The following is a 23,848-nucleotide window of genomic DNA, read 5'->3' on the forward strand; positions in this document are numbered from 1 at the left end:
TGGTGCGGCCCGTGGAATGCTCGTGCGGTTGCGTCCGATGCGACGATCCCGAAGGGATGCAAGAAGGTAGCCGGAGGTCGTCGCGCAGCGGCGCACCTCCGGAATGCTGCGTCAGAAACGCGTGGTGATCCCGGAGGGATCGCAGATCGAGGTGCGACCCCGTTGTGGGCGGTGATTTTGATGGCATCGGTTTTCCGGTGGTGTTCGCTACTCTCAAACCACCGGCTACCTTCTGGGGCCGCTCCGCGGTCCATTTGTCGCCGATACGTTGTGGATTTCCGGTGGTGTTCGCTGCGCTCAAACCACCGGCTACCGTCTATGATCCCCGCCGGGATCGGTTCTCCGGCCTGGGTATGGCGATTTGCAGGGGCTCTAAATCGTTTAGCGCAGCGGGGGTTGGCTGACGAGGCCGCGTTGGGCTTCGATGACGCGGATCCGCTGTTTCGGCGAGAGTGTCATGTAGCGATCGCGGCCGGTTTCCGAGGGTTCAAATCGCGTGAAGCCGTCGTCTTCCACGACCACGCGACCGCGAGGGGATAGGCCGAAGAAGTTGTCGTCGGGACGGACTGCATACAAAACGCTCGTCAGATCCCAACTGGGACGATCGTGATTCGGCCCGCAGTACATCAGGTAGGCTTCTTTGACGATGTGATGCTTGCGGTATTCGAACTCCCGCGCGATGCTCTCCCGCGGGAACGCGGTGGCGACGCCGATCGGATAGCCGCTCCAGATCGCCGGCACATCGTCGGGCCATCCATCGACAAACCGCTGCATCGCGCCGATCCCATTGCGGACGTTTGCCTCCAGAAAATGTTTGTTCCCGTTGACCGGCACAAATGCGCCTGCCATCAACGAGACCAAGCGGACCTTCTTGCGAACCAATTCGGCTCCCGTCAGCGGGCTGATTGCGTCAGCTGGCGATTCGATCAGATCGGCGAGATTCGACGCCAGGCCGACTTGGACCAATGTGATCGAGCTGTCTTCGGCGGCAGCCAACGTGCGGCGCAACACCTCGACAGCGGTCGGAGCGTCGTCGCTGGAGAGGAGATCGTGGGGATAGCGAAATTTACCGCCATCGCGTTTCTCGACCAACGACAGGTACTTACTGTCCCGCTTTTGAGCGTCGCGCGTCGCGCCGATCGGAATGTCGGGACGGCCATAAAACGTATTGACCGCGTCGACGAAGGGAGCTGCCAGCGGGTTGATCTTCGAAACGGTGACCGCTTCGATGACACATTCGCCTCGATCGGCCAACGTGTGCAGCATCGCCAATGCCAACACGTCGTCGACGTCGCCGGTGATGTCGGTGTCGAAGATGACACGGACGGGACGCTTGAACGATTCTTCGGGTTGATCGGCTTGTGCGGCGGGAAGTGCTGCAACAACGATGCAGAGGGTCAGGAGAGAGCGGAGGTTCATGGAGGCAGCTCGCAGGTCAAGTCGGTTGGGGGCCGGAAAACGATCTCCGGCGAGACCGTTCCAGCCGCCATTCTACTTGCTGGGCGAGAGTTCGGGGGTGTCTTCGCCCGCGCGAATTTTCTGCTGCCACTGCTGCAGCATCTGCAGCGCGTCGATCGGTGTCATCGCATCGATCTGCAAATTGCGAAGCTCATCGACAAGCGGATGATCGACGTACCCAAACAACGTCATCTGCATCGCACTGCCACTTTTGCGACCGTCCGGCGGCGCGATCGTCGGTCGGTCGAAGGCGTCGCGGTGATCCGATTCCAATTGAGCCAAAACGTCTTTGGCTCGTTCGTTCACCGATTGCGGAACGCCAGCCAAACGGGCGACGTGAATTCCGTAACTCTTGTCCGCACCGCCGCGAACGATGCGATGCAGGAAGACAACTTTATCGCCCCATTCGCGGACCGAGACGTTCAGATTCTCGACGCCCGGTAGCATATCGGACAACTGAGTCAGTTCGTGATAGTGGGTGGCGAAAAGCGTTCGGCAACCGATCTGATCGTGCAGGTGTTCGGTGATCGCCCATGCCAACGAGAGGCCATCGTAGGTGCTGGTGCCGCGGCCGATCTCGTCGAGGATCACCAGGCTGCGAGGCGTGGCAGTGTTGAGGATCCGCGCCGTCTCGACCATCTCCACCATAAACGTACTCTGCCCGCGACTCAGTTCATCGCTGGCGCCGACGCGAGCGAAGATCCGGTCGGCGATGCCGATCGTTGCACATTTGGCCGGCACAAACGAACCGACTTGAGCCATCAACGTCAGCAGCGCGACCTGCCGGATATAGGTACTCTTACCCGCCATGTTCGGGCCGGTGATCAATAGCACCATCCCGTCTTCAGGGGACGACTTGATATCGTTGGGAACAAATTCACCCTGCGGCAACGTGGCGTCCAAGACCGGGTGCCGCCCCTCTTCGACATCCATCACCGGTTCGTCGGTCAATTTAGGACGAACATAGTTCCGCTTCGCCGCCAATTCGGCCAGCGAAGCCAAGACGTCGAGATCGGCGATCGCCGCCGAAACGACTTGCAAGATCTGCAAGTGCTGATGCACATCGGCTCGCAATTGGTCGAACAGATTCAATTCGCGGATCTGGGCCTGGTCGTCGGCGGCCAGCACCTTCTCTTCGTATTCTTTCAGTTCTGGCGTGATGAACCGCTCCGCATTTTTCAGCGTCTGCTTGCGGATAAACGTCTCGGGAACCTTGTCGCGGTGGGCGTTGGAGACTTCCAAGTAGTAACCAAACACCTTGTTGAACCCGACCTTCAGATTCTGGATGCCGGTCTGTTCCATCTGCTCGGCTTGGTAGGTCGCGATCCAACGCTTACCTCCCTTGGCCAGTTCCCGCAGGGCGTCGAGATCGGGATCGAAGCCTTCGCGGATGAAGCCGCCATCTTTTGTCGACATCGGACAATCGTCGGCCAAGGCGGCTTCCAGACGCGACCGCAGCTCGGGGCAGAGATGCAGGTTCTGTTCGAGCGTTTGAAGCAGTCCACTTTTGCGGCCCGTTAGTTTCGCTTTCAGCGGCGGCAGCATGGCGAGCGTTTTGCCGACGTATTGTAGGTCGCGTGGGTTCGTCCGCCCGGTGGCGATTCGGCCCAACAGTCGAGCGAGATCGTAGACCCCTTTGAGAGTGGAGCGGATGTTTTCGCGAAGCGCTTCGCTCTCGCGAAACTCCGCAACCGCATCGAACCGCCGCTCGATCGCTTCGATGTCGATCAGCGGCGCCGCAATCCAAGCGCCCAGCTGGCGAGCGCCCATCGGAGTCAAGGTTTGGTCGATCACATCCAACAGCGAACCGGTGCGCGATCCCGAACGCAAGGTCCGCGTGATCTCGAGGCTGCGTCGGGTCGCGGCATCGATCTGGACCGAGGGGCTGTTGTGGTGAGCGATCAAGGTGTCGAAGTGATCCAGCCCGCCCGATTGCGTTTCGCTGAGGTAGGCGAAGACGGCGCCGGCGGCTTGGATCGCGGGGCGGTGTTCATCGTTGAAACCGAAGCCCTCGAGAGAGCGGACGCCAAACTGGCGGCACAGCAGCTGCATCGATTCATCGAAGGCGAAGGTCCAAGCGGGACGATTGGTCACCGACCAGTTGGCAGTCGAGTCCAACGAAGTGCGGACGTCGTCTTCGCGGATCAAAACTTCGGCCGGGCCGATGCGAGCCAGTTCGTCCTCCAAACGCTCGGCCGGGAAGAGCCCCGCTTCGAAGCGACCGCTGGAGAGTTCAGCCCAGGCGATGCCGACGACCTCGGGTGCACCGGCGGCCGCTTTTCGCTTCGATTCCGCCGGCGGCTTGTAGACAGCGACCAAGTAGTTGGCTTCGCGAGGGTCCAACAATTGGTCGTCGGTCAGCGTCCCGGCGGAGACGACGCGCGTGACCTCGCGGCGGACCAAGCCCTTGGCTTCTTTTGGGTCTTCGACCTGTTCGCAGACCGCGGCGCGGAAGCCGGCGGAGATCAGTTTCCGCAGGTAGGCGTCCAGCTGGTGATAGGGAAATCCAGCCATCGCCGTCGGGTTGGCTGAGTCCTTGTCGCGGCTTGTCAACGTCAGCCCCAGAACCTTGGCCGCCTGCTTGGCGTCCTCGGCAAAAAGCTCGTAGAAATCGCCCATGCGGAACAGCAGCATCGCGTCGCCGCACGCCTGTTTCGCCTCTTCGTATTGTCGCATCATCGGTGTTGTCATAGCCGCCTAATCTATCAGGCTCAGCCAACACTCAACAGAGCCTCACCGCTTTGCCGCGATGAAACCGCTGCGGCGACAAGCTGCCTGATCGGCAAGCTCGCCAAACTCAACGCAGCCCCTTTTCGGGATCGATATCGGAAAAGCTGGCCGCTTGGATTTCGGGCAGTTTTTTGACGAGATAGCGATGCGTCTGGTAGGCGTCCAACATCGCCAGGATCACGATCAGAAAGACGACAAGCGGGACCGCCGCCCAGATCAAAAAGAAGGCGCTCCCCTGGCCGATCACCCCCGCGGCGATACTCAGCGAACCGATGATCCCCAGCAGCAGATGGACCAGCCGTCGGCGGCGGGTGCGAATGCTGTAGTACCGCGTGTCGAGTTCGCTTGGGGGTTCCCCGCCGGGATCGCCCTGTGGAGTCCGCCACTGGAGCAGGATCGCGGCCAACAGCACCAACGCGCCGAGGATTAAGCTGGAGACATCCATCGTCTTGAACCTTACTGTCGCGAGGTGAGTTGAAGTGATCGGTCGCCGGAGCGAGACGAAGCAGCAAGCACGGAGTTTTCTAGTTTAACCGCGAGCCCATCGCCCCGCGTTTTTCAGGGCCGCGCGGCCCGATGGGCTCGCGGTTAAACGAAAAAACACAAGCGACCAGCTTAACATTCCTGCTGCGTCGCGTGGACGGTCGAAGGAGGATATCGTCCGGGTCGATCCTGTTGATAATACTGGTCGAGCACGGCGACAAATTCCTCAGCCGACTTGAGCCGCGAGAACGCGACTTTCAGTGCGTCGAATTCGGGGTGGCTGGCGGAATATTTGATGGCGAACTTCCGCATCAGCATCGGCGCCCGATCGCCATACATCTGCTGCATCAGATCGTAATGCGATTCCATCACCGCTCGCTGCTCAAGAACGGTTGGCGGGGCGGGCAGTTCGAGCCCTTGCGACAAGGCTCTGGCCTGAGCAAAGATCCACGGATTACCGATCGCACCGCGAGCGACCGTGACGCCGTCGATCCCCGTTTCACGCATCATCCGCAGGCAATCGTCCGCGGTAAACAGATCGCCACTGCCGAGAATCGTGCGGTCGCCAACGTGCTGCTTAACCTCTTTCAAGAAGCTCCAGCGACTCGGGCCCTTGTAACGCTGTTCCACCGTCCGGCCGTGGACGGTGACCGCGGCGACACCAGCGTCAAAAGCACCATCGATGATCGTGAAGAAGTTATCGCGACTCTGTTCGCTGTCGTCGATGCCGCGTCGCATCTTGACGGTGATCGGGATCGGGTCGGGGACGATATCGCGCGTCCTGCGAACGATCTCAAGCGCTACCTCGGGCTGCGACAGATGAAAGCCGCCGCGGCAGCGACCCAGCACCTTCTTGACGGGACACCCGAAGTTGATATCGATCACGTCGAAGCCAGCTTCGACCAACCGCAGCGCTCCGGCGGCAAACTGCTCCGGTTCGGCTCCCATCAACTGGCCGCCGACCGGATGCTCTTCATCGCTGATGTGCAGGAAGTGCCGCGTCTTATTGCGTTGTTTGACGGCCAATAGGAACTGGTCGAGCATGACTTCGCACAACGTGTACGAGGCCCCGGCGCGACGCGCGATCACGCGCATCGGCCAGTCGCTGTATCCCGACAGAGCCGCTTGGACGACCGGAAAACCGATCTCGACGGGACCGAGGGAGAGTGGCGGAAGGTGGGGAGTTTCCGTTAGTAAAGCGGAATCGTTCAATCGAAATCACCTGGGTTGGGTTGGATGCGATCGAGCTTGCGTCGCAATTCGTTAAGTTCGCGGCGCAATTCGTCGATCTGCGACGGCGCGGCGTTTTCTTCGTCTAGTGGTTCGAAGCCTCGCGGAGCTTTCGGCTGTTTCAACGACGGAGGATCGATGCTCCGCCGTCGTTGGCCATCGAGGTCGATGTGGATGCCGCCGAAACGGAAGCTCTTGCCGGTTCGTGGAGCGCCGACCAGTTCCGCGATCGTTGCCCGCAACTCTTGCGGCAGTTGGTCGAGGTGCTTGGCATCGGTCTTATATTGTTCACCATCGAGTTCGACAAAGATCTCCGCGGGATCGTCGCCACGCCGATCGATCGTGATCTTCAACTGGCGGTCCATCAACGGTTGATTCTGGCCGAGGTTATCGTTCAGCAGTTGATCGGCCAACCCGCCGAGATCGCGGAGCGTCCGCCCGTCGAGACTTTGGCCAAATTCATTCATCAATTGACGGATCAGATCACCGGTGATCAGCGGATCGCGATCGCCCGGTGCGGAGTCCTCGAATTCGTCCAAGTCCATCAGTTCGATCGGCTCTTCGGCGACCATCACCGGCTTTACTTCCGCGGTCCGACGCCCCTTTTCGCCTTCGAGCGTCAACGAGATCGTTTCGCCATCGATCTTTGCCACGGCGGCCATAAGATCCGCAATCGTGGCCACCTCGGTTTCGCCGACGCGAACGATCACATCTCCCGATTTAACCCCTGCTGTTTCCGCGGGGCCATCCTGTTCGACGCTTGCGACGTAGACACCTCGGTCGGTGCGCAGGTGTTTGGCCAATTGAGGCGTCAAATCCTCGACAACCAATCCCAGCCGGGGCCTTTTTTCAGGCCTAAGATCGTTCAACAGCGTCTCGTCGACCGAAAGCTTCGGTGCTTTGAGTTGCGGAGTGGGAATCGCTGCAGGGACGTCGTTTTCTTGAGCTGTCGCAACGGGCGAAATCACCAACAGCATCAGCGCGCAAGTCAGTCGCCGTGGACGCGAAGAGAGCTTGTTTGCCCGCCAGACCGAGCGTTTTGGTTGCTGCTGAGGTTTGCTGGCCTGTTGACCAAAGAAAGAGCATTTCATCGTTTGAACTCCAAAAAGCACGTAGGTTGCATCGTCCAATTCGGTTCCGTTGAACGGGGGTTCATCGCCGAGGCTTTCATTATTAACGTTTTGCCCTGCAGGGAAAGGATTGGAGCGAGTTTCCTACGCTTTTTCCATCAGATGCCAAACGCTACCGGGTGAGTGGCGAGATCGCCACCAGCCTTCCCGACAGCAAACCGGCACCTGCCCCAACGCGTGCTGGGGGCGACGTTGCCATTTCGCCACACAGACGATGTTTCGCGTCAACATCCCGCACCGACAACGTCCGTGTCGGTGCGACTTTCCGCAGTGTAAAGAAAAGTTCTCGAGCCGTGCTTTTCTCGCTTTTCCGAGCCCACTGCAAATAGTGAGCTAAGCTAGGTATTAGTTCACACGATTCGGTTCGGCCGACGAGCAAGCTGCGCAAACCGGAGCCGGCTGCTGGCGAGCCAAGACAGCGCAACAGGGGCTCCTGGCGTGAAATGCCAGGAAGCATTGGGCAATGAAGCGAACAGACCTGCAAACGCTCACCGACAGCAAAGACCAATTTGTTTTACTGGAGTTCTACGCCGACTGGTCACCAGGCCGATCGGTAGTTCCGTGCGAATTGAAGGCGGCTGCGACGGCGCATCAAACAAAATTGACGGTGGAACCTATCGACGTCACGCAAGCCCCCGACGCAAGCGAAGCGTTCATGATCGACACGATCCCAAGCGTCTTGTTGTACCGGGGCGGAATACTTCTTCAACGCTGGGATGGGCCTACCAACCCACTGGTCATCCTACAAGATTTCGAACAAGCGATATCGGAGTGGGCTGTATACGAGGCGTGCCATGAATAACCGCCCATTCTACCGTGACGCGCGGTGTCGCCGGCCAAATCAAACCGCCGAAAAATCGTTTGTGAAAACAATCGCCACGTTCCAGACGTTCAGCTCCGTTGACACTAGGCATTTTTCCCAACGGACCGACTGGCCGCCCAATCACCCGCGCTTCGTCTCTCGATGACCAAGCGTGCCCCCCGCTCCACAAACTCTTCATCCCCAATGACATCCGCGAATTCGATACGATGAAAAACACAATCAAAAAACTCCTGAATGCGTTCTCGGGCGACACTGCAGACCACAGCGAGACCAAATCGGCCCCGCAGCAGCCTTGGGTCTCCGACCTGGAGACGGTGGAGCCGATGGTGTTGATGTCGGCGAGTCCGATCGAAGGTGTGGAACAAGTTGACGTGCTTGACGATATCGATTTCGAAGCCACGTCACCGGTGGACGACAATCTATTCGACTCCCCCGTACCGCCCGGAAAGGACCTCTTCGACGCGACCGAACTGGATGACGCTCAAGACGACTTGTTGAGTAAAGACACCAATCCGTGGGGCGCCGTTAGCAACGAGGCTTCGGTTGGCGATGGTATCGCACAGGATGCGAAGATTGCCGTGAGTGCCGAAACGGGAACTCCGGGCCAGCCGATCGATGTAGTGATCAGCGCTCAAGCGGAAGCGGGTGATCGAATCGACAAGGTCGAGCTATCGGGATTGCCCGATGGAACGAAAGTTCAAATCGGCGATGCGTTGGTGCAACCAACCGATGGCAAAGTCGACGTCGCAGTCGACAAACTGGATGAATTGCAGATCGTCCCACCTGCCGGATCGGCCGATGACTTCGACGTCACCATTTCCGTGACGACGGTCGATGGCAATGACAGCAAGGTAACCCAGGAATCGTTTACTGTTGAAATCGACCCAACGGTCGACGTGAACGCTTCCGATGTCAGTGGCAAGCAAGGCGACGCAATCGATCTGAATATCGATATCGACAGCGAAGCGGCCGACCACCTGTTCACCCTGGTCAGCGGCCTACCGGACGACGCAACTCTGACAATCGGCGACGTCGAACTGGTGAACAACGGTGGCCAAACGCTTGTGCAAAACGACCAATTGGACGACTTGCAATTCGTTCCGGCTGACGATTTCACAGGGAACGTCGACCTGAAAGTCACTTCGCTGGCGACCGATCGCGATGGCGACGCCGCAGCCGACGTGGCAACGTTCTCGGTCGACGTGGTCGCCGGAAAGACCGCTGCCCCCGATGATGGAGTCGAAGCAGCCCAATTGAACGCTGTTGCCGACACCGCGATTACCGGCCAGAAGGTCGGACTAACGATCAATGCAGCCGCCGTGGGCGACGACACGATCACAGCCGTTGCCATTGAAAACCTGCCGACGGGAACCAAGGTGGAAGCGGGCGGGATCGTCCTGACACCGATCGACGGCAAGGTCGGCTTGAATGCCAACGACTTCAATAGCGTAAAAATTGTGCCCCCCGCCGGATCGGCCGATGATTTTGATGTCACTGTTCGTGTGACCACGACCGACAACGGCGTCTCTCGCGATGTTACCCAAGTCGTCAATATCGATATCGATCCCGATGTGAAGGTCTCGGCGGGCAATGTCGCCGGAACCGAAGGCGGTCCGATCGATTTGGATCTGAAACTGGAGACACAGGCGGCGGCTCAAACGACAGTCGTCATCAAAGGCATCCCCGATGGTTCGACCCTGGTCAGCGGCGGTTCGGTGATCACACCCAACAATGGCGAAGCATTGGTTCGCGTCGACCAGTTGGATGACCTCGCACTTAATCCAGCTCCCGGACTGAAAGGCACAATCGACCTCACTGCGAAAGTTGTTGCTTTCGACAATGACTTGGATGCGGTGAGCGTCAAAACAGACTTCAAGGTCAATGTCCTGGAATCTAACGCTGGCGACGCCCCCAGCAATGCACCACAGCCCAGCAAAGATGCCGTTCCTAGCGTCGACGAAGTCGTAGAAGAAGTCAAAGAAGTTGCTGTTGAGAAAGTAGTCGAGCCGGTCGGTCACACGAGCGATCCAGTCGTCGTCACGCCCGCGGAACCTGTCGCTCCTGCCAAGGAAGTGATTGTTGAGAAAGTAGTCGCGTCGGTCGGTCACACAAGCGATCCAGTCGTCGTCACGTCCGCGGAACCTGTCGCACCTGCCAAGGATGTTGCAGCTGACCTTTTGGTCCAGACGGGCACCGATGGAAATGACAAACTCGTCGACACCAATGGCAACGACAAAATCGATGGCGGGAAAGGTCACGACACGATCGACGGCGGCAAGGGGGATGATCTCCTTAATGGCGGCGACGGCAATGACAAGATCAATGGTGGTGACGGCAACGACCACATCGATGGTGGAGCTGGCAACGACATCTTGAACGGTGGCAATGGCAACGACAAGATCGACGGCGGTGCGGGGAATGACACGATCGACGGCGGCAAAGGGGATGATCTCCTCACCGGTGGCGACGGCAATGACAAGATCAACGGCGGTGACGGCAACGATCATCTGACCGGTGGTGCTGGGACCGATACGCTCAACGGCGGCAACGGCAACGACGTCCTCGACGGTAGCGACGATGCAACGCGTGATACGCTCAACGGTGGCGCCGGCAATGACAAGATCATCGCTGGTAAAAACGACGTCGCCAATGGCGGAGCGGGTGACGACGTGATCGTCGCCAAAGCTGGCGGCGTGAAAGTCAACGGCGGTGCGGGCAACGACACGCTGGACCTATCGGAACTGCCACCCGACGCGCATAAGCCAGCGGAGATCAACGTTCCGGGCGGCATAGCGAACGTGGGTGGTGAGAAGGTCACATTCCAGAACATCGAGAAGGTGATCGGCACGACGGGAGATGACAACTTCTCCTTCAGTGGCGCAGAAAACGGCGACAAGTTCACTGTCGATGGCGGTGATGGCCACAACACGATCGATCTGTCGAACATCCCGGAAAAGGACATCACGATCGCCGACGGCAAGATCAGCATCAACACGATCATGTCGGCTCGCGACGGCCACGGAGCGTTGACCAACCAGAAGATGAGCTTCGAGATCCACTTCGACAACATCGAAAACGTCAAGGTTCAAGGTGGCAAGGTATTGGACATCGAAGGCGAAGTCGCTCGCCATGAACAGAACCAAGCGACCGATGGCAACGATCATCAAGTCGGCAGCGACAACGCGGACGTGTTTGATGCTGGAGCGGGTGATGACAAGATCGAAGGTGGCGCCGGCAACGATAAACTCAACGGCGGCGACGGCAACGATGTCATCGACGGCGGTAAAGGGAACGATGTGATCGACGGCGGCAAGGGGAACGACACGCTTGTCGGCGGCGATGGGAACGACAAGATCGAAGGTGGCGATGGGAACGACCACATCGATGGTGGAGCGGGAGCCGATACGATCAACGGCGGTGACGGCAACGACAAGATCGATGGCGGCGATGGGAACGATCGCATCTCCGGCGGAGCAGGTGACGACGTCATCGAAGGTGGTGCCGGCAACGATGTCATCGATGGAAACGAAGGCAACGACACTCTGACCGGCGGTGAAGGATCCGATACGCTGCGAGGTGGCAAAGGCAACGACGTCATCGACGGCAGCGACGATGCAACTCGCGATACGCTCAACGGTGACGCAGGTGATGACAAGATCATCGCTGGTAAAAACGACGTCGCCAATGGCGGAGCGGGTGACGACGTGATCATCGCCAAAGCTGGAAACGTGAAGGTCAACGGCGGTGCGGGCAACGACACGCTGGACCTTTCCGAACTGCCACCTGACGCGCATAAGCCAGCAGAGATTAATGTCGCCAGCGGCGTAGCAAACGTGGGTGGTGAGAAGGTCACATTCCAGAACATCGAGAAGGTGATCGGCACGACGGGAGATGACAACTTCTCCTTCAGTGGCGCAGAAAACGGCGACAAGTTCACTGTCGATGGTGGCGATGGCCACAACACGATCGATTTGTCGAACATTCCAGAGAAGGATATCGCGATCGCCGACGGCAAGATTAGTATCAACACGATCATGTCAGCTCGGGATGGCCACGGTGCGTTGACCAACCAGAAGATGAGCTTCGAGATTCACTTCGACAACGTCGAAAACGTCAAGGTTCAGGGTGGCAAGGTCTTGGATATCGAAGGCGAAGTCGCTCGCCATGAACAGAACCAAGCCACCGATGGCAACGACCATCAAGTCGGCGGTGACACCGCTGACAAGTTCGATGCGGGAGCGGGTGACGACAAGATCGAAGGCGGAGCTGGCAATGACAAGCTCAACGGCGGCGACGGCAACGATGTCATCGACGGCGGTAAAGGGAACGACGTGATCGATGGCGGCAAGGGGAACGACAACCTTAGCGGCGGCGATGGGAACGACAAGATCGAAGGTGGCGATGGGAACGACCACATCGATGGTGGAGCGGGAGTCGATACGATCAACGGCGGTGACGGCAACGACAAGATCGATGGCGGCGATGGGAACGATCGCATCTCCGGCGGAGCAGGTGACGACGTCATCGAAGGTGGTGCCGGCAACGATGTCATCGATGGAAACGAAGGCAACGACACTCTGACCGGCGGCGAAGGATCCGATACGCTGCGAGGTGGCAAAGGCAACGACGTCATCGACGGCAGCGACGATGCAACGCGCGATACGCTCAACGGCGACAATGGTGACGACAAGATCATCGCTGGTAAAAACGACGTCGCCAATGGCGGAGCGGGTGACGACGTGATCGTCGCCAAAGCTGGAAACGTGAAGGTCAACGGCGGTGCGGGCAACGACACGCTGGACCTTTCCGAACTGCCACCTGACGCGCATAAGCCAGCAGAGATTAATGTCGCCAGCGGCGTAGCAAACGTGGGTGGTGAGAAGGTCACATTCCAGAACATCGAGAAGGTGATCGGCACCACGGGCGATGACAACTTCTCCTTCAGTGGCGCCGAAAACGGCGACAAGTTCACTGTCGATGGCGGTGATGGCCACAACACGATCGATCTGTCGAACATCCCGGAAAAGGACATCACGATCGCCGACGGCAAGATCAGCATCAACACGATCATGTCGGCTCGCGACGGCCACGGAGCGTTGACCAACCAGAAGATGAGCTTCGAGATCCACTTCGACAACATCGAAAACGTGAAGGTTCAAGGTGGCAAGATCTTGGACATCGGCAATGGCCCGAGTGGCGACGATCCTCACGAACCACAAGTCGATGCTGGTAACGACGCTCACAATGCGAAGCCGGCGGCCAAGGTGGAGAACCCGCATGACGCGGACGCCAAGGAGAACAACACTCAGGATAAAGTTGACACCGGAGGTCACGGCAGCGAAGCCAATCAGACGGGTCGACTGGATTTCGTTTCCGAGGGTGCTGATTTCAACAACGTGATTGGAACCTATGAACTGGATGCTCAAGGGAAACCGACGAACTTCCAAGTTCTTGTAGGGAACACCAACCATCAAGCGGCTGGCACGGTCTCCAACAACGTCGATCAAGATCTGCACATGTTCGTGATCGCCAACGGCAGCAACTTCGCCGGTGCAAAGTCGCTCGACTTCGACGGCCACGGCGGTCTGATAGCCGACGGGAGGGCGGTCCATGCCGACGTCTTCTTCTCCGATGCCCAGTTCAACCTCGATGGCAAGGACCACTTCCGCTACACCGATACGCACGATGGCGGAACAGTGATCGGCATCGAAGACTTGAAGAATCTTGGCGACCGCGACTTCAACGACGCGGTCCTCAAGACCAACTTCCGGATCAACCACTAGGAAGTCGATCCGCTGGCCAGGCGAGGATGCCGTGCGGTTGCTGTGACATCGCAGCAACTGCAGGCAGAAAGCCCAGCGAACTTTTAATCACTCACCCTTCATTCTTATCGCCGTGCGTTTGCACCTCGGCTGGATTTCCGCTGGCCCCACAATCACTCGTGGCCCTCTCTCTTTCACGCAGCAATTGCTGCTGCGTCTCCCCGGCGGCGAGCCTGCGTCACCGAAGCGGTTGCGGCCAAAGATCTGCTGGCTGATCGACCGCGCTGGTCGCTGATACTGCGGATTGCAATCACCTTTGCGGCCAAAGCTAAGCGGTGCGATACCAGACAGCAACGATCTCGCCCGGCGGCACGCAAAATGCATAACGTTCTAAATGCAACTGCGGAAGGCAACGGGACAATGGCCCTCTACTTTTCCGCGGGTGCGTATTTGCGGAGCGACCGCGCTGAACGCAGCCGGTGATGTTGTCAGTCGACAACGCTCCGTGTTTCGAACCGATCGAGTCGGAAAGAGGAGCAATTGCCATGTGTCCACAACATCAAGAACCGCCGCTGAATCACACCGCGTGTCCCAAGTGCCATCGGGAGGTGGACGATCGAGCGGTTGGATGCCCTCATTGCGGAGAACGAATCTACGTCGAGGTCCCCGGCGGAATCACTCCAACGCGTCACCCGCCGATGGAGTTTCCCGAAAACGCAGCGACAATGACGCCGAAGCAATCCCCGCCAACTGACGCAGAACCGGAGGCCAGCCAGCAGAACGACGCCGAATACTGCGTGATCGCGGAGTTCGACAACCGAGACGATTTTGCTACCGCGCTTCGGGTTTTGGAGAAAGCGGGCTACACGCGTGACGAGGTATCGACGATCACGCGAGTGACCGATCCAAGCTTCGCCCAATTGTCCGGATCCGGGAAAGAGACAGGAGTTCAACCGCCGGGCAGCAAGACGACGGGAGTTGGTGCGTTGATCGGCGGGGCCTTGGGAGGCCTGTTGGGCACCGCGACGATGGTTGGCCCGATGCTGCTCGCCGGGCCGATCGTGGGGATGGCTGCGGGAGCGGTTGGTGGCAGTGTGTGGAGCGCGATGGAGAACCATGGCGTGCAAGAGGAGGATGCGTCGGGATATGCTGCCCGGGTGCGTGATGGAGCGTTGCTGATCGTCGTGACCGGACCGGAGGTGCGAGTCCGCGAAGCGAGCAACTCGCTTCAAACCGTTGGGCCGCGATCGTTGGAGCGTTACGACAACCCCGCCGCGCAGTAGGGCGTCCAGCGGGCGAAAGCGTTGGAGGATCGGGCGGCTTGCGGGCGAAGCTCGACTTTGGGCGTGCTGCTAATATACTGGCACTCCAATCTTTTCTCGCGGTCGCTGCACGATCCGTGGCGCTGTGAGATGTCGCTCGCCCGTTGTTCTTTTATAGATGCCCAAGCCGATGCCAACTCCGCTCCGCACGCTTCCGCTGTTGCTGCTTTTGCTGTCGACGCCGCTCACCGCCGACGACCGTCCCAACGTCCTTTTGATTCTGGCCGACGACATCGGTTACGAGGCGTTGGGCTGTTACGGCGGCCTCGATTTCCAGACGCCACGGCTGGACGCGATGGCGGCCGAAGGGCTTCGATTCTCCCGCGCCTACGCGAGTCCCGTCTGCACGCCGACGCGAGTCAGCTTGCACACCAGTCTCTACACCACGCGACACCAACACACGATCGTATTGCCGGTCCACCGCGGGACCAAAAAGACTGTCGATTTCCAAGCGATGCCAACCTTCGCTCAATCGATCCGGTCGACAGGATACGCCACCAGCGTGACGGGCAAGTGGCAACTGGCGACACTCGAATATTGGCCCGATCACATCCGCGACGCCGGTTTCGATTCGTGGTGCGTCTGGCAGATCTGGCTGCAGGGCAAGAAGACACTGCGGCACTGGAACCCAACGCTCAATCAAGACGGCCGGGTTCGCGACGACATCGCCGACCGCTTTGGCCCCGACGTGCTTGTCGATTACGTGATCGACCAGATGCGGGACGCTCAAGCGAAAGAGCAACCGTTTCTGATCGTCCACAACGAAATGCTTCCGCACGATCCGATCATCGCCACGCCGGAGGATCGCCGGTTGGGCCGCCCCGCGAAACTGGATCACATGATTCACTACATGGACCATCTGGTCGGCCGCCTGTTGGATGCTGTCGATTCGATGGGACTGCGAGACAACACCTACGTGTTGTTCATGGGAGACAACGGCACGCACGAGGAGGACTTTCCTAATCCTCGAGCCAGCGAACCTGGGCAGCGACGTCACACGCGGCACACCCGCGCCGGGAACGTCGACGGCGGCAAGTTCAAACTCGGCGATACCGGCACTCATGTTCCGCTGATCGTCTGGGGACCACCTAGCGTTCCGGCGGGGCAGGTCTGCGACGACCTGGTCGACGTCGTCGATCTGTTTCCGACGTTCTGCGAACTGACGGGAACATCGATCCCCGAGGGACTGTCGATCGACGGGCACAGCATCGCCGCTCAAATCCACGGCCAACCTGGACCAACGCGTCCATGGACGCATCAAGGGATCGGCAAAGAAGAAAATCTTTTCGACGGATCGTGGCGGCTGTTCCGCCAATCGGACGCTTTAAAAGACGCCCGATCGCTTCCCGCCGAACCCGATGCGGACAACCAAGATCCGCAAGCGGCAGCAGCCCGCGACCGACTGGAAACCATCTTCCAAAGCCTCACGCCCTAAAGCGCTGGAGTAAAGGCTTTAGCCGATCGCACGCAATAAAACCGCTTTCCAATCGCACCGCCTAACGCAGCGACTGCAGATACCCGATCAGATCGGCCATCTCTTGGTCGGTCAACGATTCGTGCAGGCCTTGCGGCATGATCGAAACGCTGCCCGGTTTCATCTGTTCGATCTCGTCGCGATCGATCTCAATCGGATCGCCCGTCGCTCCTTGAAGCGTCACCGTGTCGATCGATCCGGTTTGCTTCAGCAGTCCGTTGAGCAGCTGGCCCGAACTGGTCAGCACGCTGTACGGTTCAAACTCGCGAGCAAAACTGGCCGACGGAAACAGGATCGCTTCCAAGAGATCGTGAGAACCGCGAATCCGGCCGATCCGCGACAGATCGGGGCCGATCGGATTGCCCTCGACAGCACCGCCGGCAAGCGAAGCATCGCCAACGCGGTGACAGCTGGCGCACTGAGCCTTCTTGCCAAAGAAGACCTCGCGTCCGCGAACCGGATCGCCGCTGGAGAGCTTTGATTTCCAGCGAGCCAGTTTTTCCGAAGTCGTCTGGGCGTGCTGGCGGATGCGTTCCAACAACGGATCGGCAGCAGCTCGCACCTCGGGAGCATGCCCTCCGATCGCCACGGTGACTTGTGCTTCGGACAACAGCCCGCCGTGAGTCGACGATTGCAACGCTTCGATCAGCGCCAACGCCACCTCGGGATTCCGGTCGCGGCTGTAGGCGACCAACAGATCGGCCAACGATGTGGGACTGAGTCCACGCAGATGGCGACTGAGCTGGATCAGTTGCGGCGAGGTCAGATAGGCGCGGCTGAGGATCGCAACCGCACTACTGGCGTCAGTGCCGGCAGCTTCATCAGCCAGCGTCTCGATCAACAACTCAAACGATTCGGCGTCCAACGACTTGTTCGTCACCGCAGCGGCGGCGACAGCGGCCAACCGAACCGAGGTCGAAGTTCTGGAATCGTGAGCGATCGCAGCTAGTGATTCCGCGATCTGCGGGCTGCGTAATTTACCGGCTGCGGCGATCACCAGCATCCGCTGCGAATCCTCCGCGTCGGCCAACTGTTTGACGACCACCGATGCCAACGATGCGGAATGAGGCGATTCGGCGCGGGCGATCGCGGTGAGCAATTCGCGGCGCTGCGAGTCGTTTAACGACGGCGAGCTGAATTGCTCCGCAGCCCAGGCGGCGATCGAGGGATCCGAGAGGAAGGCGGCTAGCAGTTCGGTGACATCGCGACCGTCGCCGAACCACTGCTGCAACGTCGCCAGCGCCGCGTCGCGGAACTCTGCATGCTGGCGAATAATCTGCAGCGCCGCGGCGCGAACGGGATCGTCGGGATCATCCAACAGACGCGTCATCTCTTCGGCAGTCAGGGAACCGGAGTCGAGCTGGTCGATCGCGATCAGTGCTCCCAATCGCGTCGCAGCCGAATCGGCAACCACCCCCTTGCGCGTCGGATCGATCGCATCGATCTCGATCAATGCGTAGATGATCGCGTGCTGCTCGGAACGATCGACGCTGTGCGATAGCGATGCCAACAGCGGACCGACAGCGGCCGGATCGGCGGTTCGCCCCAACGCCTTCGCCGCCACGCGGCGGATCTGCGGCGAATCGTCTTGCAACAATTCGATCAGGCCGGCCGTTGCCTCGGGATCGGGGTTACTCGCCAAGATCTGGCAAGCCGCTTTTCGCATCGGTGCAAACCGATTGGTCAACGCCTGGCGAACAACCGCTTGAGCGGCGGGAGTGCCGATCCGCGCTAGCGCCCACAACGCACCAAGGCGTCCGTCGGGATAAGGCTGCCGATCGATCGTCGACTTCAGCGACGCAACGGCTTGGTCGCCGCGAGCCGCACATTCGGCGATCGCTCGCTCACGAACCTTAAACCGCGTGTCTCGCAATCGTCGCACCAAGTCGGAGATCGGCGGATCCTGCCAATCGAGTGCATGCCCCCACGGATCGGGAAGGTTTGTAACGCCATCGCGAGTGATCCGATAGATGCCGCCAAACTGCTCCGGTTTCGCGATTTGTGATGTCGGGCAACCGATGCGAAACCAGCCGCCGGTGTCGACGACCAACAAGCTGCCATCGGCATCCTCCAAGATGTCGGTCGGATGGAAATCGGGGGACGAGGACTTCAGGAACGGAGACATCTCCGAACGGAAGCTCGATCCCTCTTCGTTCCAAGTGCAGCGGACAACCTCGCCGGTGTTGAAGATCGTCACAAAGATGTCGTCGCGGAACGATCGGTCGATCACGCCACTGCGATACCGAGCCATTCCCGAGACGGCGACGTGACCAAAACTGAAAACCGGTTCCAACAGATCGCCGGTCCGCTTGAATTCACTTAACACCCGCTGCGAGTGAGGATAGGTGCCGCCGTGCAGCCAGTGGACCAAGCAGTCTTCGCGAGGCGAGGTCTTGAGAATATTGACGGTACCAAAAACGTCGCCCGTTTCGGTGAAGTCGACTTCGACAGGATTGTCCATCCCGCCGCCACAGTGGGCTCGAACATCCGAACCGTCGGGACGGCAGGAGAAGATATAAGATCCCGACCCCTTGCTGGTCACGTTCCCGGCGTCGTCTTTGAATTCGTGTCCGTGCCGGCCATCGCACCAATAGATCCGGCCGTCGGGCGAGACAAAGCAACCGTGAATGCTCGCCGCGTTTCCGTTGTACCCAAACCCGCTGACCAATTTCTCGCGGACGTCGGCGACGCCATCGTCGTCGGTATCCTGCAGCCGCCAGATATTTGGCGGAGCGGCGACGTACAGCGACCCGGCGTGCCAAGCGGCTCCCATCGGCAGCGTCATCTTGTCGGCAAACAGACTGCGTCGATCGAACCGGCCGTCGCGATCGGTATCCTCCAACATCACGATCGAATTGGGCAGCTGTTCTTCCAAGTCGTCGCTGCGCAGGTTCAGCCCCGCGCTTTCGGCGACGAACAATCGCCCGCGATCATCGAACGAAGCCATCATCGGATGCTGGATCATCGGCGGACCGGCGACCAGTTCGACGCTGTAACCTTCGGGAACCGTGAGCTCTGCCGGAGCGTAGCCCTCGGACAGGGCTGGCGGTTCGACGGCGGGCAACGGCTGCTTCTTTTCCGGTACCGGCTCGAACAGCACCGTCTGCGCATCCCCTCCATTCCAGAGGTCGTACTTCGGATCGGCGTGCTCGTTGAAGAATCGCTCCAGCCGCGCCGACAGATCGCCCGCGACTTGCGGTTGTTCTGCGATCCGGTTGTATTGCTCTTCGGGATCCGCTTTCAGATCGAACAGTTCATCGGGGCCGTTGGGAAAGCGTCGGATCAATTTCCAGTCGTTGGTGCGGATCGAACGGAGCGTCTCGAATTCGAAGAAGACCGCATCGTCGACCGAACGCTGCAACGGCTGGCCGCGCAGTTCGCCGCTGGTATCGCGGCCGGGCAGATTGGCCGATTCCGGAATCGAATCGCCGAGTCCCAGATAGTTCAGCAGCGTGGGGGCAAAGTCGTAGTTGCAGGTCAGCAGATCGCTGGTCTTCCCCGCATCGATCGCACCGGGGTGACGCCAGATCAACGGCACCTGCATCATCGGATCGGTCACCATAGTGGGACGCGTGTGATCGCCCATGCCAAACAGCCCACCGTGGCCACCGGCCCAGCCTTGGTCTCCGGTAAAGATGACGATGGTGTTTTCATCGATTCCCAGTTCGGCAAGCGTCTGCATGATCTCGCCAACGCCATCGTCGACGCCACTGACTTCGGTCGCCACGCGGGCGATCGAGACCGGATTGTTTTGGAAGTCTTTGTTGTTGTATTGCCATGGATGCGGCTTGCCATCGGGGAACGAATCCAAGCTCTTCCCGCGATACGCTTCGGCATGTCGGTTCTTTCCTTCGCGCAACAACAGATTGCTCAAAGCGTAGGGACCGTTGTAGGCGAGGTACAAGAAAAACGGCTTCTCGACCGCCGCCTGTTGGCGAATGAACTTCACCGCGTGATCGGTCCAGAGATCGGTGGTGTATTGCGGTTCGCTGCGTTGTTTGCCGTTTTCGATCACCTGGTCGCCATAAAACGTGCCGCTGCCGCCAACAGGCTTGGTGATCCAATAATCGTCCAGCCCACTCTGCGGACTCATGTTGCCGCCCAGATGCCACTTGCCGACCAAACCGCACGCGTAACCGGATTCCTTCAAGACCGCAGGGACCGACATGAACGGGGCGATCGTGTTGCGAGCGTCAGGTCCGGACTGCCAGCGTCCGCCGTGCAGGTAGCTGTGCACGCCATGTTGGCTGGGAATCAAGCCGGTCAGCAGCGTTGCCCGGTTGGGCGAACAGACCGGATTGACGGCAAAGGCGTTGTCGAAGCGAACGCCTTCGGCAGCCAGTTTGTCCAGATGCGGCGTCTTGATCTCTTGGTTACCATAACAACCGAGAGTCCATGCGCCGTGGTTATCGGTCAGGATGAAGACGACATTGGGACGCGACGGGGCAGCGGCAAGCGAACCGATAGAAAAAAGTACAACCCCCAGCGCAAGTAGGCAGCGTCGATCGAACATGGGCAAACTCTCGAAGGTTAGGCGGGCGTCCGTCGCAGGGGGCGACGGGTGGGAATCGGATGGGGACGGTTGCTGGGGGGATCGAACCGTTGCCCGAACATTCTACCGGATCGGCGAACGGTCGGGCTACCAACCAGCATGACACAGACAAGGGCGATTGCAAGAAACCGGTCAAGCTGCGTGGCGGCGAGATCGCAAATAGGCCGGGATGGCGAGCACGTAGCACCCCAGGACGATGCTGCCAGCGGAGATCAGCAGAGAAAAGGTTGCCACTTTCGATACCGATGAGGGGTACATATAGTCGAACAATGCTTGCTGCGAAAATGCGGAAGCTGCAAACACGCAGAGGCTCAAAACGCTGGTGATCGCAGAGGGCCAAAAGGGCCAGCGGCTTCCTTTGGCAAGTCGATAGCCGAGCCAGACCTGGGGAAGGTGCAGGACGACGGAAACCCAAAAGGCATCGATCAGACTGCGAACTAAAATATCCCGCGGGATCGCTCCCATGCTCCCCAGCAGCAACAACTGGCCTACCAACCAAGGGACAAGCATCAAGTGGAACCAAAACGAGCTCGCACCGGCGAGCCGAATTCGCTGCGGCTGTTGGCACCATTTGGCAAACCGATCGCGCCACGTGGGCACGCGGGCGTCGATCGGTTGCCCCTGCAGAAAGCGTCTCAAATCGTCGCGTAAATCGCCGGCCGACGCGTACCGATCCTCGGCATCTTTGCGAAGGCATTTGTTGCAGATGATCGAAAGATCGATCGGAACCCGAGCATCCAGTTGATGCGGATACTCGCGAACCTCGTTGGTGATGCTGTGCAACAGTTGCCCAAAATGCTCACCTCTGACAGGCGGCTTGCCAATCAACAGTTCAAACAGCACAGCTCCTAGACCATAGATGTCGGCGGGCTCACCAGGCGTCTGGTCACCGCGAGCGAAACACTCCGGAGCCATATAGAGCGGGGTGCCGATCGCAACGCTGTTGCGAGTGATCGCCCAATCGCTCGATTGCATCGACGCCAGCCCAAAATCGGTCAACCGTGGCTGGAACGGCAATACGTGGCCCGGCAGTGGTTCATCGGTCGACGTCGGCGTTGCCAGCGGAAACAGCAACACGTTGCCCGGTTTGACATCGCGATGCAAGACGCCATGAGCATGTGCATAGCTCAACGCATCGGCCAACTGGCCGATCAATTCGGCAGCCTGCACAAACGACAATCGGTTCGCTGGATCGAGCATCCAGGTGTGCAGATCAGGCCCTTCGCAAAGCTGCGAAACAATGAACGAGGTCTCGCTGTCGTTCCCCGCTTCGTAGACTCTCACGATCCCCGCGTGATCCAACGTCGCGACAATCTTCGCTTCCCGATACAGTCGATCGGTGGGGGCCGTCAAAAAGTCGGCTCTTGGGACCTTGATGGCGACGTGCCTTCCCAGGTTGGGATCCAATGCCTTGTAGACGATCCCAAATCCGCCGCGGCCGACCTCCTGCTGGATCACAAAACGATCGACCTGCATGCCGGGCAACAACAAAGTGCGGTCGACGGACGGATCGTGAGCGGTGACGTACCCGTGTTCGGTCGTATGATGATCGCGAGCCGCAGCCGCTTTGGATGCATCGACACCAAAATTTCGTTCGTCAGCCAAGCATTTACTCCAACATCAACCTCGTACTCAAGCGAATTCGTCCTGTTCTGCCCCCGCAAACCTATTCATCGGTCGCCTCTTCACTCAACGCCTCTTCATCGGCTCGCATCAACTCGACAGCTTCGTTCATCTCCGCCGCAAACTCGCGCAGCTCGTTCGTCTTTTCCCGCGTCATATGCAAATACTCGATGATCGGTGTCTCGGTTGCCGTCAAATTACCTTCTTTATCGACCGCGTAGACGACCCCCGAGATCAACACGTGATCCCCCGTTTCACATTCAGGACAGGTCGCCAAATCGATGCGGGCGTGTCGGTCTTCGGCGGGATTGATCTTCAAATGACGCAAGGCTTCGAATCGACCGTCGCGAACCTCCGCCCAAGCCGGATCGTCGGCATCGACCGGCAGTTCGGCGATCCCCACATCCAACGTCGTCCAGCGTTCGCAGGCTTCACAAAATGGCCGGAAGCCATACGTGCCAAGTGCCAGCGTCCAACTGGTGACAAACAGCGTCGCCGCTTCGATCCCCCACAACACCACCAAGGGCCAACCCTTGATCGTGTCGGCTCCCCCGCGCATGCTCCACAATCCGTTTTCGAACAGCCAAGTAACCCAGGCTGCCAGCGAGATCGGCAACAAATCGGCCAAGCCGACGTTGTCGATCGCGCCATCAAATCCCAACTCACCTACCACCAACCAAAAACGCTGCACACCCCATGATACGTAGTAGGCAAGGCCCATCGTGATAACGGTGGCCAAAATCACAAAGCCGCGATTGCGAATCTTTCCCGATTCACAAACCTTCCCGACGACAAACCCGACAGCCGCAGCAAACAGCAGACTGATCAGCCACTTCAGCTTGATGAAGGGGAGGAAAACCATCGCGGCACTATAGGCCGCCCCCCCAAAAATCGCCAACGGTGCCAGCAGCAAGCTGCATAAGATCAATCCAGCGATCGGAACGCGGCCGCTGTGACGGTACAGACCCATGCGATGCACCCGGGAGCAAAAGTAGAAAGAGAGCGGGAAAGCCCGTATTCTAACGCTTCGCCCAAGTGGATGCACGACAATCGGATTGGAGGTTCAGGGCGTTTGATAACCCGACGCGTCAGCGAGGCACCGCGTGAATTCCTCGCTGACGCGTCGGGTTACCATTTCCAGAGACGCTCCCGTGTGAACAAGCGATACGCCCTGGCTTGCAGTTCCCCCACCATCCCGGCGAGCAGTGGCAGGGTCGGCAAACAAGCGTCGAGCAGGGCTTACCTGCGGCGGGGCGACTTG

12 protein-coding genes are annotated in these 23,848 nt (G+C 59.2%); 4 read left to right on the forward strand and 8 right to left on the reverse strand.

Features of this window, described 5'->3' with window-relative positions; all coding sequences use genetic code 11:
- Positions 1 to 381 precede the first annotated feature (381 nt).
- From EC9_RS24805 to EC9_RS24825, 5 genes are all read right to left on the reverse strand, one after another.
- Positions 382 to 1,419, reverse strand: a complete 1,038-nt coding sequence (locus EC9_RS24805; RefSeq protein ID WP_145348680.1) for a nucleoside hydrolase — start codon at positions 1,417 to 1,419, stop codon at positions 382 to 384.
- 72 nt (positions 1,420 to 1,491) lie between these two features.
- Positions 1,492 to 4,149 carry a DNA mismatch repair protein MutS gene (gene mutS, locus EC9_RS24810; protein WP_145348681.1) on the reverse strand — a complete coding sequence of 886 codons (2,658 nt, stop codon included), beginning with the start codon at positions 4,147 to 4,149 and terminating at the stop codon, positions 1,492 to 1,494.
- A 106-nt stretch (positions 4,150 to 4,255) separates the two neighbouring features.
- The gene (locus tag EC9_RS24815) at positions 4,256 to 4,633 is read right to left on the reverse strand and encodes a hypothetical protein (protein ID WP_145348682.1); all 378 of its coding nucleotides are present in this window, start codon (positions 4,631 to 4,633) and stop codon (positions 4,256 to 4,258) included.
- Between the two features lie 170 nt (positions 4,634 to 4,803).
- Positions 4,804 to 5,883 carry a tRNA dihydrouridine synthase gene (locus EC9_RS24820; RefSeq protein ID WP_246105865.1) on the reverse strand — a complete coding sequence of 360 codons (1,080 nt, stop codon included), beginning with the start codon at positions 5,881 to 5,883 and terminating at the stop codon, positions 4,804 to 4,806.
- Positions 5,880 to 6,992, reverse strand: a complete 1,113-nt coding sequence (locus EC9_RS24825) for a S1C family serine protease (protein ID WP_145348683.1) — start codon at positions 6,990 to 6,992, stop codon at positions 5,880 to 5,882. Before EC9_RS24825 ends, EC9_RS24820 begins: the two co-directional genes overlap by 4 nt.
- A 502-nt stretch (positions 6,993 to 7,494) precedes the next feature.
- On the opposite strand from EC9_RS24825, the gene EC9_RS24830 reads away from it, so the two are divergent.
- The 4 genes from EC9_RS24830 (at position 7,495) to EC9_RS24845 (ending at position 16,373) form a co-directional block, all read left to right on the forward strand.
- Positions 7,495 to 7,833, forward strand: a complete 339-nt coding sequence (locus EC9_RS24830) for a thioredoxin family protein (RefSeq protein ID WP_145348684.1) — start codon at positions 7,495 to 7,497, stop codon at positions 7,831 to 7,833.
- 227 nt (positions 7,834 to 8,060) lie between these two features.
- Positions 8,061 to 13,637 carry a DUF4114 domain-containing protein gene (locus EC9_RS27260; RefSeq protein WP_145348685.1) on the forward strand — a complete coding sequence of 1,859 codons (5,577 nt, stop codon included), beginning with the start codon at positions 8,061 to 8,063 and terminating at the stop codon, positions 13,635 to 13,637.
- A gap of 524 nt (positions 13,638 to 14,161) precedes the next feature.
- Positions 14,162 to 14,899 carry a hypothetical protein gene (locus tag EC9_RS27105; RefSeq protein WP_231745893.1) on the forward strand — a complete coding sequence of 246 codons (738 nt, stop codon included), beginning with the start codon at positions 14,162 to 14,164 and terminating at the stop codon, positions 14,897 to 14,899.
- A gap of 169 nt (positions 14,900 to 15,068) precedes the next feature.
- Positions 15,069 to 16,373 (forward strand): sulfatase-like hydrolase/transferase, encoded by a 1,305-nt coding sequence (locus EC9_RS24845; RefSeq protein ID WP_145348686.1) that lies wholly within the window; start codon positions 15,069 to 15,071, stop codon positions 16,371 to 16,373.
- Between the two features lie 61 nt (positions 16,374 to 16,434).
- Here the strand turns inward: EC9_RS24845 and EC9_RS24850 are convergent, their stop codons facing one another.
- The 3 genes from EC9_RS24850 to EC9_RS24860 all read right to left on the reverse strand — a co-directional run bounded on the left by EC9_RS24850 (position 16,435) and on the right by EC9_RS24860 (position 23,557).
- Positions 16,435 to 20,925 (reverse strand): PVC-type heme-binding CxxCH protein, encoded by a 4,491-nt coding sequence (locus EC9_RS24850; protein WP_145348687.1) that lies wholly within the window; start codon positions 20,923 to 20,925, stop codon positions 16,435 to 16,437.
- 171 nt (positions 20,926 to 21,096) lie between these two features.
- Positions 21,097 to 22,569, reverse strand: a complete 1,473-nt coding sequence (locus EC9_RS24855; RefSeq protein ID WP_145348688.1) for a serine/threonine-protein kinase — start codon at positions 22,567 to 22,569, stop codon at positions 21,097 to 21,099.
- A 61-nt stretch (positions 22,570 to 22,630) separates the two neighbouring features.
- On the reverse strand, positions 22,631 to 23,557 hold the full coding sequence (locus EC9_RS24860) for a hypothetical protein (protein ID WP_145348689.1): 927 nt from the start codon (positions 23,555 to 23,557) through the stop codon (positions 22,631 to 22,633).
- Positions 23,558 to 23,848 lie beyond the last annotated feature (291 nt).

Source organism: Rosistilla ulvae, assembly GCF_007741475.1.
GTDB classification, from domain to species: Bacteria; Planctomycetota; Planctomycetia; order Pirellulales; family Pirellulaceae; genus Rosistilla; species Rosistilla ulvae.